General features: G+C 63.9%; 15 protein-coding genes. 5 read left to right on the plus strand and 10 right to left on the minus strand.

The window, feature by feature from the left end; genetic code table 11:
• The first annotated feature begins 123 nt into the window (after positions 1-123).
• Positions 124-801 (plus strand): MIP family channel protein, encoded by a 678-nt coding sequence (locus DBIPINDM_RS10025; protein ID WP_258585569.1) that lies wholly within the window; start codon positions 124-126, stop codon positions 799-801.
• A 76-nt stretch (positions 802-877) separates the two neighbouring features.
• Here the strand turns inward: DBIPINDM_RS10025 and katG are convergent, their stop codons facing one another.
• Positions 878-3067 (minus strand): catalase/peroxidase HPI, encoded by a 2190-nt coding sequence (gene katG / locus DBIPINDM_RS10030; RefSeq protein ID WP_258585570.1) that lies wholly within the window; start codon positions 3065-3067, stop codon positions 878-880.
• 163 nt (positions 3068-3230) lie between these two features.
• Between katG and DBIPINDM_RS10035 the strand changes: the two genes are divergently transcribed.
• A complete protein-coding gene (locus DBIPINDM_RS10035) occupies positions 3231-4139 on the plus strand; it encodes a hydrogen peroxide-inducible genes activator (RefSeq protein ID WP_258585571.1) in 909 nt (302 codons plus the stop codon).
• 81 nt (positions 4140-4220) lie between these two features.
• Here DBIPINDM_RS10035 and DBIPINDM_RS10040 read toward each other — a convergent pair whose 3' ends face one another.
• Together DBIPINDM_RS10040 and DBIPINDM_RS10045 are read right to left on the minus strand one after the other, a co-directional pair.
• Entirely contained in the window at positions 4221-4745 is a 525-nt protein-coding gene (locus tag DBIPINDM_RS10040) for a hypothetical protein (RefSeq protein ID WP_258585572.1), read from the minus strand.
• A 12-nt stretch (positions 4746-4757) separates the two neighbouring features.
• Positions 4758-5567, minus strand: coding sequence for a class I SAM-dependent methyltransferase (locus DBIPINDM_RS10045; RefSeq protein WP_258585573.1), 810 nt, complete (start codon positions 5565-5567; stop codon positions 4758-4760).
• Between the two features lie 96 nt (positions 5568-5663).
• On the opposite strand from DBIPINDM_RS10045, the gene DBIPINDM_RS10050 reads away from it, so the two are divergent.
• The gene (locus tag DBIPINDM_RS10050; protein WP_258585574.1) at positions 5664-6572 is read left to right on the plus strand and encodes a LysR family transcriptional regulator; all 909 of its coding nucleotides are present in this window, start codon (positions 5664-5666) and stop codon (positions 6570-6572) included.
• Positions 6573-6802: 230 nt separating this feature from the next.
• On the opposite strand, the gene DBIPINDM_RS10055 is transcribed toward DBIPINDM_RS10050, so the two are convergent.
• The 6 genes from DBIPINDM_RS10055 to DBIPINDM_RS10080 all read right to left on the minus strand — a co-directional run bounded on the left by DBIPINDM_RS10055 (position 6803) and on the right by DBIPINDM_RS10080 (position 14789).
• On the minus strand, positions 6803-7906 hold the full coding sequence (locus DBIPINDM_RS10055; RefSeq protein ID WP_258585575.1) for a calcium:proton antiporter: 1104 nt from the start codon (positions 7904-7906) through the stop codon (positions 6803-6805).
• Between the two features lie 197 nt (positions 7907-8103).
• Positions 8104-9876, minus strand: a complete 1773-nt coding sequence (locus DBIPINDM_RS10060; protein ID WP_258585576.1) for an AMP-binding protein — start codon at positions 9874-9876, stop codon at positions 8104-8106.
• 317 nt (positions 9877-10193) lie between these two features.
• Positions 10194-10892 (minus strand): ATP phosphoribosyltransferase, encoded by a 699-nt coding sequence (gene hisG / locus DBIPINDM_RS10065; RefSeq protein ID WP_258585577.1) that lies wholly within the window; start codon positions 10890-10892, stop codon positions 10194-10196.
• Positions 10889-12010: an ATP phosphoribosyltransferase regulatory subunit gene (locus DBIPINDM_RS10070; RefSeq protein ID WP_258585578.1), complete on the minus strand. Its 1122-nt coding sequence runs from the start codon at positions 12008-12010 to the stop codon at positions 10889-10891. The genes hisG and DBIPINDM_RS10070 overlap by 4 nt, the downstream gene beginning before the upstream one ends.
• A 178-nt stretch (positions 12011-12188) precedes the next feature.
• Positions 12189-13694 (minus strand): histidine--tRNA ligase, encoded by a 1506-nt coding sequence (hisS, locus tag DBIPINDM_RS10075; protein ID WP_258585579.1) that lies wholly within the window; start codon positions 13692-13694, stop codon positions 12189-12191.
• Positions 13695-13853: 159 nt separating this feature from the next.
• Positions 13854-14789, minus strand: a complete 936-nt coding sequence (locus tag DBIPINDM_RS10080) for an IS110 family transposase (RefSeq protein WP_258581861.1) — start codon at positions 14787-14789, stop codon at positions 13854-13856.
• A 404-nt stretch (positions 14790-15193) separates the two neighbouring features.
• On the opposite strand from DBIPINDM_RS10080, the gene DBIPINDM_RS10085 reads away from it, so the two are divergent.
• A complete protein-coding gene (locus DBIPINDM_RS10085; RefSeq protein ID WP_258585580.1) occupies positions 15194-15445 on the plus strand; it encodes a hypothetical protein in 252 nt (83 codons plus the stop codon).
• Positions 15446-15482: 37 nt separating this feature from the next.
• Complete coding sequence (locus DBIPINDM_RS10090; RefSeq protein ID WP_258585581.1) at positions 15483-15872, plus strand: hypothetical protein; 390 nt, start codon at positions 15483-15485, stop codon at positions 15870-15872.
• Between the two features lie 85 nt (positions 15873-15957).
• Here the strand turns inward: DBIPINDM_RS10090 and DBIPINDM_RS10095 are convergent, their stop codons facing one another.
• Positions 15958-16596, minus strand: coding sequence for a DNA-3-methyladenine glycosylase I (locus tag DBIPINDM_RS10095; protein WP_258585582.1), 639 nt, complete (start codon positions 16594-16596; stop codon positions 15958-15960).
• Positions 16597-16675 lie beyond the last annotated feature (79 nt).

Below are 16675 nucleotides of genomic sequence, written 5' to 3' on the forward strand. Positions count from 1 at the left end.
ACTGCAAGCACGGCCTGTGGCGCAACCGCTCTGCTTTCCAAGTTTTTGCGTTGGGAATACTCTTCACGCCATGATTCGCGGCGCGGAAAACGCGAACCGGCGGATCGCTACGAGGAGAGGGCAATGAAAACTTATCTGGCGGAAGTTCTAGGCACATTTCTGTTGGTGTTCATCGGCACGGCGTCGGTGGTGACGGGCGGCTTCGGCGGCGCGCTGCCGCTCGGCCAGGAAGGCATTGGTCTGGCATTCGGCATCGGCCTTATCGCGGCGGCCTATGCGATCGGCCCGATTTCGGGCGCGCATCTCAATCCGGCGGTGACACTCGGCGTCTTCCTCGCCGGCCGGCTGCCGGCCAAGGATGTCATCCCCTACTGGATCGCGCAGATCATCGGCGCCATCCTGGCTTCGCTGGCACTGTGGATCATCGTTTCCGGCCAGACCGGCGGCCACACTGGCGGCTTCGGCGCCAATGGCTGGGACGAGACGAAATGGGGCGTGAGTTCGGCGTTCCTGTGGGAGCTGATCGGCACTTTCACCTTCGTCACGGTGATCCTCGGCGTTACCGCCGAAAAGCACTCGACGGCGTTTGCCGGTCTGGTCATCGGCCTGACGCTGGCCGGCATTCACTTTGCCATGATCCCGGTCACCGGCACCTCGGTCAATCCGGCCCGCTCCATCGGCCCGGCGCTGTTCACCGGCGGTGCGGCGCTCAGCCAGCTCTGGCTGTTCATCGTCGCGCCGCTGATCGGCGGCGCCATCGCCGGCGTCGTCGCCAAGGCACGCATCTTCGAGAAGGATTGATCTCGAAAGCCCGAATGCAAAAGGCGCGGGCCACGGCCCGCGCCTTTTTTGTTAGGTGGAGAAATCTTCGCCTTGATCAGCCGGCGATGTCGAAGCGGTCGGCGTTCATCACCTTGGTCCAGGCCCCGACGAAGTCTTTCGCAAACTTCGCCTTGGCGTCCGCGGTCGCATAGACTTCGGCGAGCGCGCGCAGCTGCGAGTGCGAACCGAAGATCAGGTCGGCACGGGTGCCGGTCCACTTGACTTCACCGGTCTTGCAGTCACGGCCTTCGAACACGTCCTTGGCATCCGACGTCGCCTTCCATTCCGTACCCATGTCGAGCAGGTTGACGAAGAAGTCGTTGCTCAACGTTTCCGGCTGCCTGGTGAAGACGCCATGCTTCGACTGCCCGGCATTGGCGCCGAGAACGCGCAGGCCACCGACGAGGACCGTCAGCTCAGGCGCGGTCAGCGTCAGCAACTGTGCCCGGTCGACCAAAGCCTCCTCGACCGTCTGGCGCTGCTTGCCGCTGACATAGTTGCGGAAGCCGTCAATCGTCGGCTCCAGCGGCGCGAAGGAGTGGATGTCGGTCTGTTCCTGCGAGGCATCCATGCGGCCCGGCCAGAACGGAACGTCGACGCTGTGGCCGGCGGCCTTCTCGATGGCCGCATTGCCGCCGAGAACGATCAGGTCGGCAAGCGAGACCTTCTTGCTGCCGGTCTGCGCAGCGTTGAAGTCCTTCTGGATCGCTTCGAGCTTGTCGAGCACCTTGCCGAGCTCGGCCGGCTGGTTAACGGCCCAGTCCTTCTGCGGGCTGAGGCGGATGCGCGCGCCATTGGCGCCGCCGCGCTTGTCGGAACCACGGAAGGTCGAGGCCGACGCCCAGGCCGTCGAGACCAGTTGCGACACCGACAGGCCGGAGGCCAGGATCTTGGCCTTGAGGGCGGCCGCATCCTGCTCGTCGATCAGCACATGATCGACCGCCGGGATGATGTCCTGCCAGGGCAGCTCTTCCTTGGGAACCAACGGGCCGAGATAGCGCACGAGCGGGCCCATGTCGCGGTGGGTCAGCTTGTACCAGGCGCGGGCGAAGGCGTCGGCGAACTGATCCGGGTTCTCATGGAAGCGGCGCGAGATCGTCTCGTAGGAGGGATCGAAGCGCAGGGCCAGATCGCTGGTCAGCATGGCGGGCGCATGCCGCTTGGACGGATTGTGCGCGTCCGGCACGGCGCCGGCGCCGGCGCCGCCCTTCGGCGTCCACTGATGCGCGCCGGCCGGGCTCTTGGTCAATTCCCAGTCGAAGCCGAACAGATTGTCGAAGAAGTCGTTGCTCCACTTGGTCGGCGTCGTCGTCCAGGTCACCTCCAGACCACTGCCGATGGCGTCGCCGCCCTTGCCGGTGCCGAACTTGTTGGCCCAGCCGAGGCCCTGCTGTTCGATGTCGGCGCCTTCCGGCTCGACACCGACCAGTGCCGCATCGCCAGCGCCATGGGTCTTGCCGAATGTGTGGCCGCCAGCGATGAGCGCGACCGTCTCCTCGTCGTTCATCGCCATGCGAGCGAAGGTGTCCCTGATATCGCGCGCCGAAGCCAGCGGATCAGGCTTGCCGTTCGGCCCTTCCGGGTTGACGTAGATCAGGCCCATCTGCACGGCGCCGAGGGGGTTCTGCAGGTCACGGTCGCCGCTGTAGCGCTCGTCGGCCAGCCACTTGCCTTCGGGACCCCAGTAGACGTCCTGCTCGGGCTCCCAGACGTCGGCGCGGCCGCCGGCGAAGCCGAAGGTTTTGAAGCCCATCGATTCCAGCGCGACGTTGCCGGTCAGGATCAGAAGGTCGGCCCAGGAGATCTTGCGGCCATATTTCTGCTTGATCGGCCACAAGAGACGGCGGGCCTTGTCGAGGTTGACGTTGTCAGGCCAGCTGTTGAGCGGCGCGAAGCGCTGCTGGCCGGCCCCGGCGCCGCCACGGCCGTCGGCAATGCGGTAGGTGCCGGCGCTGTGCCATGCCATGCGGATGAACAGCGGGCCGTAATGGCCGAAATCGGCCGGCCACCATTCCTGCGAGTCCGTCATCAGCGCATGCAGGTCCTTGATCACGGCGTCGAGGTCGAGGCTCTTGAATTCCTCGGCATAATCGAACGCCTCGCCCATCGGGTCGGACAGGGACGACTGCTGGTGCAGGATCTGCACGTTCAATTGGTTCGGCCACCAGTCACGGTTGGTCCGGCCGGCGGATCCATGCGCCACAGGGCATTTGCCCGCGCTGCTGTCGTCGGTTTTCGCGTCCATCTTACTGCTCCGATTTTGCCGAGGTTTGATTTTGCCGAGGTTGATTTTTTGCCAGGATTTTGGGGCCGGCCAGCGACCGCACCAATCTGGAACGATTCCAGACTAGGCCGCATTTGCGATAAAAACAAATTGCCTTTCCTGTTCATTTCGATAGGATTTTCTTATGATCGGATTGACAGTTCGCCAGATGCATTATTTCGACGCACTGGCGCAGACACTGCATTTTGGGCGTGCGGCAAAACTTGCCGGTGTCAGCCAGCCGGCGCTATCCTCGCAGATCGCGGAAATGGAGGAGCGGCTGAGCTGCCGGCTGTTCGAACGCGGTGGCAAGTCGGTCCGCATGACCGACGAGGCGATCGCCCTGTTGCCACGCATCGAACGCATCCTGGCCGACATACGCGATGTCGAAACGACTGCCCGGCGTGGTCGCACGGCCATGGAGGGACGCTTCCGGCTGGGCATCATCCCGACCGTCGCGCCTTATCTTCTGCCGTGCGCCCTGCCCGAGTTGAAGAAGCACTTTCCAGCCTTGCTGCTCGAATTGCGCGAGGCGGTCACCGCCTCCCTGGTCGAGGACATCGCGTCGCGAAAGCTCGACGCCTTCATCGCAGCCCTTCCGCTCGACCATCCCGGCCTAGTTACCGAGGCGCTGTTTTCCGACCGGTTCTTCCTCGCCGTGCCGGCTGGCGATCCGGCTTTCGCCTCGCCGCCGGTGCCGCCCGAAAGCCCGGCGCTGGAACGGCTGATGCTGCTGGAGGAAGGCCACTGCCTGCGCGAGCAGGCGCTCGCCGTCTGCGGCAATGTGCGGCCGGTGGCAATGGCAAGCTACGGCGCCACCAGCCTGACCACGCTGTTGCAGATGGTGGCGCACGGGCTCGGCGTCACGCTGATCCCCGAAATGGCGACAGGGCCCGCCGGCACCATCCCCGACCTCAAGATCGTGCCGTTCCAGGAACCGATGCCGCAACGCATGATCTGCCTTGCCTGGCGGCGGAACAATGCGAGGCATGGGGAGTGTGTGGAACTGGCGAAGATCATCCGCAGCCTCGGCACCGCGGTGTTGGCCGCGTGAAGCCAGGCGTCAGAGAACCCGGGACAGACAGGTCGGCGGCAATTTCGGGTTGGCGATCATCGCACGCTCCCAGATGATGACCTAGGAAGCCACAGAATTGTCTGTGATGGCGCGTGTCGCGTTCTGGTGCGGACGTAGCAGAAAATAGAATGCGACGACGTGCGTGATCATCAGCAGCGGCACGTAGATGACGGGAATCGCGTAGGTGGCACCAAACAGGCCCGCATGGGCAGGAAGGTCGGCCTGGATGGCGTGGTAATAGTCGACGATGAGGTCGACTGTGCCTGCGACATTGAAGGCGACGACGAATAACCAGAAGAGCTGGCGGATCCGCACCGTGAGCAGCGCCAGCATGGCCAGCACTCCGGTTGCGAAGTCGCCATAGGCGGCAAAGGTGGCGAAGCTGGCGGGCAGATCGGGGCTGACGACGCCTGGAAGGATGAAGACGAGGCCGAAAAAGCGGAAGCTGTGCAGCGTGGCAATGGCGCGCTGCGCCGCGACCCGATCCATCGAGCTCAACCAGGGCCAGATGTACGCGCGCAAGCAAAGCAGCCACGCGACATAGCCCAGAACGAGATGGGTCTGGAAGAGGATCTCCGTCGACATTGTGGTCTCCTGTCAGCTGTTGGTCGACGCGGCCTCGAACACCGCGGTCAGGATGCCGAGCCGGCCTTCCATGAGATTTCGTCCCAGATTGGCTGCAAGCTCGGCGAAGTCCGGTCCCATCACCACGCCGAGATTTGGCGAAGGCGGCGGACCCGACGCACGTAACTGGGCGAACCAGGCCTTGGCGACCTCGGTATCGTCTTGCCATGCCAGCATGCGGAAGCCGGCCGGTTCGATCGCCTCGCGCGTCGCGTCGATCGTCAGCAGGAAGCTCGTCGCCGGCGTTCGCGCCCAGGGAAGCGGATAGTGCGGCTCGCCGCCGCCCGACACGACGTCGAAGGTGGCAAACCTGCCGCCTGATTTCAGCACGCGGCGAATCTCGCGGTAGAGCTGCGCCCGATCGAAGATGTTCATCGCCACATGCTGCAGCAGCACGATGTCGAAACGGCTGTCATCGAACGGAAGCTCCAGGGCGTTGGCGGCCTGGAACGACAGCTGCCCACCCTGCCCCGTGCGCTCGGTCAGATAGCGCGCGGCATCCACGAAAGGCTCGCTGAGGTCCACACCGGTAACCCGGCAGCCATAGGTCGCGGCCAGGAAGCGCGCCGGCCCGCCGATGCCCGAGCCGACGTCCAGAACCGACATTCCCGCAGCGATGCCCACCAGTTGGGCAAGCTCGGCAGTGGCAGCAAGCCCACGGGTGTGAAACTGGTCGAGGGTACCCAATTGCTGCGGCGTGAGAAGCTGATCCTCCGGGCCAAGGGCAGCCAATACCGTCCTCAGCCGCTCCGTCAGGCCGGTCGCGCGATAATGGTCGCGCACCCCATCAAGTCCATCGGTCATAGCAGGTCTCCAAGGTTCAGCCCTTACTTAAACCCGCTTCCTTAGTTCAACTATCCGCTATAATAATAACAAGCCATGAAGCAGAGCTACACAGTCCGGCACGGGGCGCTGGAGGGCGTCGAGGTGTTCCTGGCTGTCGCCAGGCGCCGCAACTTCCGCCGCGCCGCCGCCGATCTCGGCGTGACGCCGTCCGCCGTGAGCCAGGCGGTGCGCGCGCTGGAGGCCCGCATGGGTGCGGCGCTGTTTGTCCGCACGACGCGGAGTGTCGGCCTGACCGAGGCCGGTCAGCGGTTCCTCGACCGCGCCGGCCCAGCCTTCGAGGAGATCGTCGCCGCCGGCGAGGCCGCGCGTGATGTCGGCCAGCGGCCGACCGGCCTGCTGCGCCTGTCAGTGCCCCGCGCCGTCGTGCCGTTGATCCTGGAGCCGGTGATCGCGTCGTTCTGCCAGGCCTATCCCGAAGTCGAACTCGAGATCGCCGCGAGCGACGAGATGGTTGATCTCGCGACCGGCGGGTTCGATGCCGGCATTCGCCTCGGCCAGTTCATCGCCACCGACATGGTCGCGGTGCGGCTGACCCCTTCGTTCTCGTTCGTCGTCGTCGGCAGCCCTGACTATCTCGAGCGCCACGGCCGCCCCGAGCGTGTCGGCGACTTGCGCCATCATGCCTGCTTACGCCTGCGCCGTTCGAACGGCGCCATCGCGCCCTGGACGTTCGTCGACGGCAACGAGGCGATCGAGGCCATGGTGTCTGGCCCGCTGATCGCGCATGACTACCCTACGCTGCTCGGGGCCGCGATGCGTGGGATCGGGCTGGCGCAAATCCCTCGACCCGTCGCCGAAGCTCCGATTGCCCAGGGAAAGCTCGAGCCTGTGCTGGACACGATCGCCGCGACAACGCCGGGCGTCTTCCTCTATCATCCCGGCAAGCGCCAGATCCTGCCGAAGCTGCGCGCCTTCATCGATCACCTCAAATCCGCGGTCTGAGGCAAGGATGCTGCCCCCCTTGGCGCGCGCCTTCCTCAAGCCGTCTTCTGTGCCACCAGCCCCAGTTCCTCGACCATCGTCTGACGCATCAAAAACTTCTGCGGCTTGCCGGTCACCGTCATCGGCAATTCGGTGCGGAAGCGGATGATTGCTCTCTCGGTAACCCGGTCGGTTTCCTGATCAGCGGGTGCCTCATCCCCGCATCTGATCGCTCACTTGCACAAAAGATTTCATGGTATAAATATCAGAAATATATAAGTAAAAAATACTACAAGATGGACCATTCCGGTCAAGAACGTCGTTCTTTCAGTGCTGAAGCTTACATTGCATATGAAAAGCGCCAAGACCAAAAGGACCGCATCAGCAGCCGGCAGCCCCAGGGTCAGTCCTCTCCCCGTCAGCAGGCTGGCGGCTGCGACTCCCGGTATGGTCAGGCCGATCGTGGCGCAAGCCGAACCCATCGCGACATTCAAGCCGCGCTGCAGCTCGTTGTTGAGTGAAGCGCGCACCGCCGAAATGGCCTCCGGCATCAACACCAGCCCCGCGATCATTGCCCCAACAATGCTGTCAGCCTGGGTCACCTGGTAGGCAACGAGCGTATCTTCGACGCTTGCCGCGACGTGCTCGGCGAGCATGACAATTCCGATCAGCCCGGCCATCAGCAGCAGAGCGCTGGCAGAGATATTCTCGTGAGGGGCAGCGCGCACCGAAACGTCGTGTGGTTGTCCCTGGATAAAGTCTTCCCGGTGCCGGACGGTCTGCGCGAACACGAAGCTTGCATAGAGCAGCACTGAAAGGACGCTGACGAAACCAAGTTGGGCTGCCGAAAACGTGCCGGGATCCGTGGTCTGGGTGTATGTCGGCAGGATAAGCGTCATGACGGTCAGCGCGATCAGAACCGCCAGATAGGCACTGGTCCCTTGCCGCACGATGGCCTGCTTGCGATGACGCCAGCCGCCAAGCGCGAGACACATGCCGACAACGCCGGTGGATGTGATCATCACCGTCGAGAAGACGGACTCCCGTGCCAGCGTCGGGTTGTTCTCTCCATGCAGCATCATGGAAACAATGATCGACACTTCGATTGCTGTGACGGCAAACGTCAGCACCAGCGTGCCGTACGGCTCCCCTACCCGCCGAGCTACCGCCTCGGCGTGGTCGAGCACCACGAAAATGGTGACGAACATGATCGCACTCGACAGCGCACCGACAAGGATCCTGGCATTCAGCGAACCCTGGTCCACCGACAGCCCGCTGGCTCTGACCGCGACAGCCATCGCCAGCGCAGCGAGGGGCATTGCGTAGGAAATCGCCGATCGTCCGAAACCAGTCATTCAAGCCCCCATATGTTTCTGCGAACCTTGCGGAAAGCCTGTGGGGAGCGCCTCAGCCAATGTCATCGCAAAGCCGGCAAGCCCATCGCCCGGCGTTCGACTCCGGCAAACGACACCGAACCGCGGCTCCTGAAGATGCCGCAAGGTCGCGCGACCTTGGCATTATTGAGCGCAACGACAAAATCGAGGCGCCCCCCTCACGCCGTCTTCTGCGCCACCAGCCCAAGCTCCTCCACCATCGCCTCGCGCATAAGGTATTTCTGCGGCTTGCCGGTCACCGTCATCGGCAATTCGGTGCGGAAGCGGATGTGGCGGGGGATCTTGTAGTGGGCGATCTGGCCGGCGCAGAAGTTCTTGATCTCCTGCTCGGTGGCTATCTGGTTGGGCTTGAGCACGATCCAGGCGCACAGCTCCTCGCCATACTTTTGGTCGGGAATGCCGAACACTTGCACCTCCCTGACCTTGGGATGGCGGTAGAGGAATTCCTCGACCTCCCTGGGATAGACGTTCTCGCCGCCGCGGATGACCATGTCCTTGACGCGGCCGACGATGTTGCAGTAGCCCTCGGCGTCGATGGTGGCGAGGTCGCCGGTGTGCATCCAGCCGTCGCTGTCGATCGCTTCGCGGGTCTTGTCCTCGTCGTCCCAATAGCCCTTCATCACCGAATAGCCGCGTGTGCAGAGTTCGCCCGGCGCGCCGACGGCAACGGTGACGCCATCGGCATCGATGGCCTTGACCTCGACATGCGGGTGGACGCGGCCGACTGTCGAGACGCGCTTTTCCAGGGGATCGTCGACGCCACTCTGGAACGACACCGGGCTAGTCTCGGTCATGCCGTAGGCGATGGTCACCTCCGACATATGCATCAGCGACACCACCTTCTTCATCACCTCGATCGGGCACGGCGAGCCGGCCATGATGCCGGTGCGCAGGCTGGAGAGGTCGAAGGTCGCGAAATCCGCATGGTCGAGCATGCCGACGAACATGGTCGGCACACCGTAGAGGCCGGTGCAGCGTTCCTGCGCCACGGCCTTCAGCGTTGCACCGGGATCGAACCCCTCGCCCGGGAAAACCATCGTCGCGCCTTTCGACACGCAGCCCATCGTGCCCATCGACATGCCGAAGCAGTGATAGAGCGGCACCGGGATGCAGAGCCGGTCGTCGACGGTGAGCTTGATTGCCGAGGTGACGAAATTGCCGTTGTTGACGATGTTGTGGTGCGTCAGCGTCGCGCCCTTCGGCGCGCCCGTCGTGCCCGAGGTGAACTGGATGTTGATCGCATCATTCGGTTTCAGCCCCTCGGAGATGCGGTCGAGGCTGTCATGCTCGTCGCGGCCGGCCATGGCCAGCACGTCGGCGAAATTGAACATGCCGGGTGAGTTGTCCTCGCCCATGCGGATGACGATCTTCAGATCAGGCAACTTCTTCGCCTTGAGCTTGCCGGGTGTCGCCGTGGCGATCTCGGGCGCCAGCGTCTCGATCATGCCGAGATAGTCCGAGGTCTTGAAGCTGGCCGCGGTGACGAGCGCCTTGCAGCCGACCTTGTTCAGCGCATAGTCGAGCTCAGTCAGCCGGTAGGCCGGATTGATGTTGACCAGGATCAGGCCGATGCGGGCGGTGGCGAACTGCGTCACCAGCCATTCCCAGCGGTTGGGCGACCAGATGCCGACGCGGTCGCCTTTTTCGAGGCCCAGCGCCAGGAAGCCGGCGGCGAGCGCATCCACCGTGTCCGACAGTTCGCTCCAGGTGAAGCGCTTGTCCTGACCGACAAAGACGGCGGCATCTTGCGTGGCGTATCTGCTGGCGGTGTCGGAGAAAAGTGCGGGAATGGTCTTGTCGAGCAGCGGCACCTTGCGCTCGCCCGAGACATGCGCCCTGCCATCGACGGGTGCGATAAAGACGCTGCCGGCGCGCGCACCGCGGCCGCGCAGATTGGTGGCGTTCTTCAGCTCGTCGAGATTGACCGGCATCGCTGTCTCCTCCCAGGCCGCGACGAGTCTATCAGCCCGGCGGGGCAGTGGAAATCCTGTCGATGGTACTGGGAGGTATAGGGGCGCCTCCGTCCCGGATCCGCTTTTCTGCTTTGCCCGAAGGCAATCGCATATGGCAGCGCCAAGCCCCTCTCCGTCTCGGCTTCGCCGAGCCACCTCTCCCCCACGTCCGTGGGGGCGAGGAACCCAAGCTTCCAAAGGGTGCAACCCCGACAGTTAGCGTTTCCTCGCCCCCATGAAATGGGGGAGAGGTGGATCGGGCGAAGCCCGAGACGGAGAGGGGGATAGCGCCGCCGTTAGGCGACTATGGAAGCCATCTTCGCAGCGATATCGCGCACGAGCGCCTCATCCGCCGCCGAACGATCTTTCTTCGACGCCACCAGACAGGCCTGCGATTTCAGCACGACGCCATCGCCCAACACCTTGAGGTGGTTGGCGCGCAGCGTCGAGCCGGTGGTGGTGATGTCGACGATGACGTCGGCAAGTCCCGCCGCCGGCGCGCCTTCGGTGGCGCCTAGGCTCTCGACGATGCGATAGACCTGGATACCGTGCTTTTGCGAAAAGAATTGCTGCGTCAGCCGCCAGTATTTGGTGGCGATGCGCAACCGCCTTCCATGGCGCTGGCGGAAATCGGCGGCGACATCGTCGAGATCGGCCATGGTATCGACGTCGAGCCAGATTTCTGGCACCGCCACCACGACATCGGCATGGCCGAAGCCGAGACGGGCAACGATTTCCGCGCGGGTTTCCCAGTCGGCGAGGTTTTCGCGGACCAGGTCCTCGCCGGTGATGCCGAGATCGACCGCGCCCTGGCCGATTTCGCCCGATATTTCCGAAGCCGACAGGAAGGCCACCTCGACATTGTCCAGGCCCTCGACGCGGGCGTGATATTTGCGCTCGTCGCCGGGCAGGCTGATGGCAAGGCCGGCATTGGCCAGCACCTCCAGCGCCTGCTCCTTCAACCGGCCTTTCGACGGGATCGCCAGCGTGATCATGATGCCGTCTCCCGCAACGCCTCGATGCGGTCGAGCCAGACGGAAAAACCGACGCCGGGAATGGCGGTCTTGGCGCCAAGCAGCGTCAGCAGCCGGTCGTAGCGGCCGCCACCGGCCAGGGGACGCTCGCCATCCTGTGCCGCGATTTCGAAGACCACACCGGTGTAATAATCGAGCGGACGGCCGAAAGCGGCGTCGTAGCGGATTTTTGCCGCCGGCAAGCCATGCGCCTCGATCGCTCTCGCCCGGGCCGCGAACTTCTCCAGTGCCGCGCCCAGCGACAATCCAGCGCCGACAGCGAAGGTTTCCAGCGCCTGCGTCGCGCCGTCGAGCGGCACGTCGATCGCCAGGAAATTCTTCAGCGCCGCGAAGGCCTCGTTCGACAGCCGCACGCTGCGCAACTCGGCCTTTTCGATCAGCCGCCGCGCAATGTCTGTGGGCGAGCGCCCGCCGGACGCCGACAGGCCGGCTTCTTCCATGCCGCCGGCGATGTGTACCGAAAGACCTTCGAGATCGCCGTCGAGGACAAGCGCCGCGACCTCACCGGAAAGCTGGCCGTTGCGCGGCGGGTTGGCGAGATCGGCAAGCGCCGCCTGCAACATCGGCGCCGAGCCGAAGGCACGCGCCAGCCGCATGCGCCAGCCGCGCGGCAGGCCGAGCGCCGCCAGCACCGCTTCGAAGATGCCCTGGTCGCCAAGCGTGATCGTGAGCGCCTGGCCGGGCAGCACCAGCGACAGCAGCGCATGCGCGTCGGCTACCGAGCGGGCATCGGCTTCAGCCGTGTCGCGGTCGCCGAGATCCTCGATGCCGGCCTGGAAGAACTCGTTGCCGCCTTCGCGGCGCTGGCGAAACACCTCGCCGAGATAGGAATAACGGCGCGGCGTGCCGGCCTGCGAACTTATGTGGTCGAGACAGACCGGAATGGTGAATTCCGGCCGCAGGCACAATGTCTGCCCGGTCTCGCTTTCGGTGAGGAAGATGCGGCGCCGCAGATCCTCTCCGGCCATGTCGAGGAACGGGTCCGCCGGCTGCAGGATGGCGACCTCGACCGCGTGGGTGTTGCGCGTGGCGAAGAGGTTGGTGATGTCGGCTGCGATTGCGGGGTAGCGGGAGGTCATGGATAGGATGGGTGCGAGGCACCCCCCTCTGTCCTGCCGGCCATCTCCCCCGCAAGGGGGGAGATCGGCAGCTTTAGACACGGCGCCTTTTTTCCAACGCCGGAGATTGGCGAAAGCATACACGACATCCGATCTCCCCCCTTGCGGGGGAGATGGCCGGCAGGCCAGAGGGGGGTGTTCAAGCGCCACCTTTCGCGCGATCGGCCGCCTGCGCCGCCAGGATCTTTTTCACCTCTCCAACCAGCTCACCTTCAGCCACCGTAACCTGCGCCGGGCGTGCGGCGCGCCATTCGGCGTTGTCGGTGATTTCGGCCGACATGCGCGCGCCTTCGATCAGGTCCTTGATCTGCAACTCGCCCTTGGCGCGTTCATCCCCACCCTGAATGATTGCGACCGGGCAGCCGCGCCGGTCGGCATATTTGAGCTGCGCCTTCATGCCGGCGCCGCCGAGATACATTTCGGAGCGGATGCCGTCGGCACGCAATTCGCTAACCATCTTCTGGTAGCGGCCGAGGCTTTCCGTGTCCTTGTCCATCACCAGCACGACGACCGGCGCGATCACATCGGCGCTGTCGAGCTTGCCGAGGTTCTTCAGCGCCGTCATCAGCCTCGAAACGCCGATGGAGAAGCCGGTCGCCGGCACCGGCTCCCCACGGAAGCGCGAGACCAGGCCATCATAGCGGCCGCCGCCACCAACCGAGCCGAAACGCACGATCTGGCCGTCCTCGTTCGGGATTTCCGCCAGCAGCTCGGCCTCGAGGACCGGGCCGGTGTAATATTCGAGGCCGCGGACGACCGAGCGGTCCATGGTGATGCGGTCTTCGCCATATCCGGCAGCCCGGACCAGGGCTTCGATTGTCGCGAGTTCGCTGACACCTTCCTGGTAGGTCGCGTTCGAACTGACGCTGGCATCCTGGCCGGCCTGTGCATTTCTCGCTGTTGCTTGAAGAACCGCCTCGGCTTGTCCATTGTTCAGCCCGGCGCCCTTGGCGAAGTCCCCTTCGCCTTCCTTGCCGCCATCCCAGCGCCCCGGCCCAAGCAGGAGCTTCACGCCTTCCGGCCCGAGCTTGTCCAGCTTGTCGATGGCGCGCAGCACCGTCAGCCGGCGCCCAGCATTCTCATCACCCCCAAGGCCGATCGCCTCCAGCACGCCGTCCAGCACCTTGCGGTTGTTGACGCGGATGACGTAGTCGCCGCGCTTGATGCCGAGCGCTTCCATGACGTCGGCCATCATCATCGCCATCTCGGCATCCGCCGCGACGCCCGGCGTACCGATCGTATCGGCGTCGAACTGCATGAACTGGCGGAAGCGGCCGGGCCCGGGCTTCTCGTTGCGGAACACCCAGCCGGAGCGGTAGCTGCGATAGGGTTTCGGCAGGCGCTCGTAATTCTCGGCGACAAAGCGCGCCGTTGGCGCGGTCAGGTCGTAGCGCAGCGACAGCCACTGCTCGTCATCGTCCTGGAAGGAGAACACGCCTTCGTTCGGCCGATCCTGGTCGGGCAGGAATTTGCCGAGCGCATCGGTGTATTCGATCAGCGGCTGGTCGGCCGGTTCGAAACCGTAAAGCTCATAGACCGAGCGGATCGTCGCCATCATCTTCTCGACGGCGCGGATGTCCTCGGCGCTGCGGTCGGCAAAACCGCGCGGCAATCGCGCTTTCGTCTTTTCCGATTTGTCGGCCATGAATTGGGTCTTTTTGCTAAGTAAAGGGTGACTTATTTCCGAGTGCGCGTGTCCTAGCCGAAGCTACCGAGAGCGGCAAGGGTTAGCGCCTCTCCCTTCTCCCCTTGCGGGAGAAGGTGGCCTCGCGAAGCGAGGTCGGATGAGCGACTATCTGAGGTGTCAAGTTGCATTTGCGAATTCGTTACGCGCGTCGCGTGCTTTTGCGTTGAGAATGACGAGCAGCTTGCGGGCGAGCGCAATGCGGATGACCATTTTCTCCTTTCCGGCGGTCTGCAACCGTTGCTTGAAAGCTGCCAGATGCGGATCATATTTGGCAACGATGCTGGCGACGAGGAAGAGGACGCCGCGCGGCCCCGCACGACCACCGCGCACTGGTCTTCGACCGCTGCGCTTGCCGCTGTCATTGGCGATCGGCGCCAGACCGGCCAGCTTGGCGATGGCCTTGTTGGAGAGGATGCCGATCTCGGGCAACTGCGCCATCAGCCGCGCCACGGTGCGAGAGGCAACACCCTTGAGCGAGCGGAAGGCCCGGTCGAGGCATGCCCACAGCGGATCGTCATCGATGAGCGTGGCGATCTCACCCTCGAGCCTGCGGCTTTGGCGCGCAAGCAGCGCGATCACCTCATCAAGGCTGGCGATGGTTTCGGCATCGGCAGTGCTCTTGCGCTGCTTTTGAATGGTGAGGTCACCTCCCACTTGGGAAAGCCGCGCAACCAGCGCCTTGAGCCGCTGCTGGGCCGCGCTCGGCGGCGGCGTCGGCTTGAGCCGCTTGACGGCACCATAACGGGCAATCATGGCGGCATCGATCCCGTCGGTCTTCTCCAGGAAACCCATTGCCTCGGCGAAGTAGCGAACGCTCCTCGCATTGGCCATGCCGCAGGGTTGCCCCATCTCCCACAACAGCAAGAAGGCCAACCGTTCGTAGCCGCCACTGGCCTCCATGACGACGAGTTCGACAGCATGGTTCTGACACCAGGCGGCCAGATCGGCGATGCCTGCCGCATCGTTGGCGAAGCGGTTTGCCGCTCCCATCGGCTCGATATGGGCATCGAGCCAGTCTTTCGAAATATCTATTCCACAGAGGGTCGTGTTCACGGTAACCTGCCTTGTGCGTGCGATTGGAGCCAAGCGACTATTCGGTCGTGCGTGACGAAGGCGAAGATCCCAGGCTCATCCACGGTTGTAGCCGCAGGGGTGTCGGGCGACTTCGCCAAGCCTCGAATCGGATGGCCGTCCGGTTCGAGGCTCAGTCGCTTCCATCGCACAAAGTCTCCTCCGTGCAGATACAAGGGGTGTTCCAGCTTGACGCCGACGGCGCTCCGGCACGCACCCCTCAACCGTCTCGGCGCTGCGCGCCGATCCACCTTCTCCCGCAAGGGGAGAAGGAAAGGCCGTTGAAACAAAAACGCACCGATAATGAAACAATCCCGCCATGGGCGCGGCATTGTGCCGACACAATCGCGGCCGATATAGCGCATCGACACGAAGGGGTTCGGGACATGACCAGCGCAACAAAATTCCACGCCAATAGCGATGCCGGCGAATTGCCAGCGCGCCTGCGCCCGGCCGGCATCCATGCGCCGAAACTGGTTGGCCAGGCTGCCGGACCGTTCGACGTACCGACAGACGCCGGCAAGGGACCGTCCATGCGCGACGCGTTTGTGACCGGCCTGCTGGTGATCTATCCAACCGTGGCCACGGTGGTGGCAATCGTCGCCGGGCTGTTCCTGGCCAGCGTCAACGGCACCTGAAACTTCTTTCCATATTTTCTTGATCGGGCGATTGAGCATGCGACTGGGCTACGCATACGCGCTTGGCTGCGCATTTTTACTCGGGATGGCCAATCCGACCAGTGCCGGCGGCTGCAAGGCGGGCGACGCCGGCCTTGCCGGGCATTACTATCTGCGTGGCGTCATGGAGGTCGGCTCCGAACTGCTGCTCCGGAAAGACGGCAGCTTCGAGTTCATGCTGGCCTATGGCGCCAACGACCAGTACGGCAAGGGCTGCTGGGTGAAGAAGGGATCGACCGTCGAGGTCATTCCGGCCGGTCGCAGTTCGGCATCGACGCACCAGACGCCTGACGACAGCGGCTTCAGCGGCCTGGTGCTGACCATCTCCGGCCGCAGCCTGGTGTGGGACATCAATGGCAGCGGGCATAAGGGACGGTTCGAGAAATAGGGAATGGTAGCGCGAGCATTTGCAGGTTCGCGCCGCCCCTCATCCGCCTGCCGGCACCTTCTCTCCGTGAACGGGGCGAAGGAAGCTACTTCGGCCGCTTGAATGCCTTCCGTTCCTTCTCGACCTCCTTGCGGCAGACACAGCCCTCGAGATGGTCGTTGACCAGGCCCATGGCCTGCATGAAGGCGTAGACTGTCGTCGGGCCGACGAAACTCCAGCCGCGCTTCTTCAATTCCTTCGAAATCCGGGTCGAGACCGCCGTCGTCGGGTTGGCGCGCAGATGCGCGAGGTCGACGATCGCAGGCCGCTCCGCCTTGCCGGGTTCGAACTTCCAGAACCAGGCGGCCAGCGAGCCGAACTCGTCGACCATTTCGCGGGCGCGTTTGGCGTTGTTGATGGTCGAGACGATCTTGCCGCGATGACGGATGATGCCGGCATTGCCAAGCAGGCGCCCGACATCCTTGTCGGTGAAGGCGGCGACCTTGTCGAAGTCGAAGCCGGCGAAGGCCTCGCGAAAATTCTCGCGCTTGCGCAGGATGGTCAGCCACGACAGGCCCGACTGAAACCCTTCGAGGCAGATCTTTTCGAACAGCCTGCGGTCGTCGGCCACCGGCCGGCCCCATTCATGATCATGGTAGTGCAGATAGTCGGGCAGATTGCCGTGCCAGAAGCAGCGCGCGACACCGTCGGGACCGGCAAGCAGGCCGGTGTTTTCATTGCTCATTCCGAAAAATCCATCTGTTAACGCGCTTTTGCGCTGCATTTACTGTGGCTTTACCAGATTCCTGAACCCGGCGGTAACC

This window comes from Mesorhizobium sp. AR02 (assembly GCF_024746835.1).
GTDB lineage: Bacteria > Pseudomonadota > Alphaproteobacteria > Rhizobiales > Rhizobiaceae > Mesorhizobium.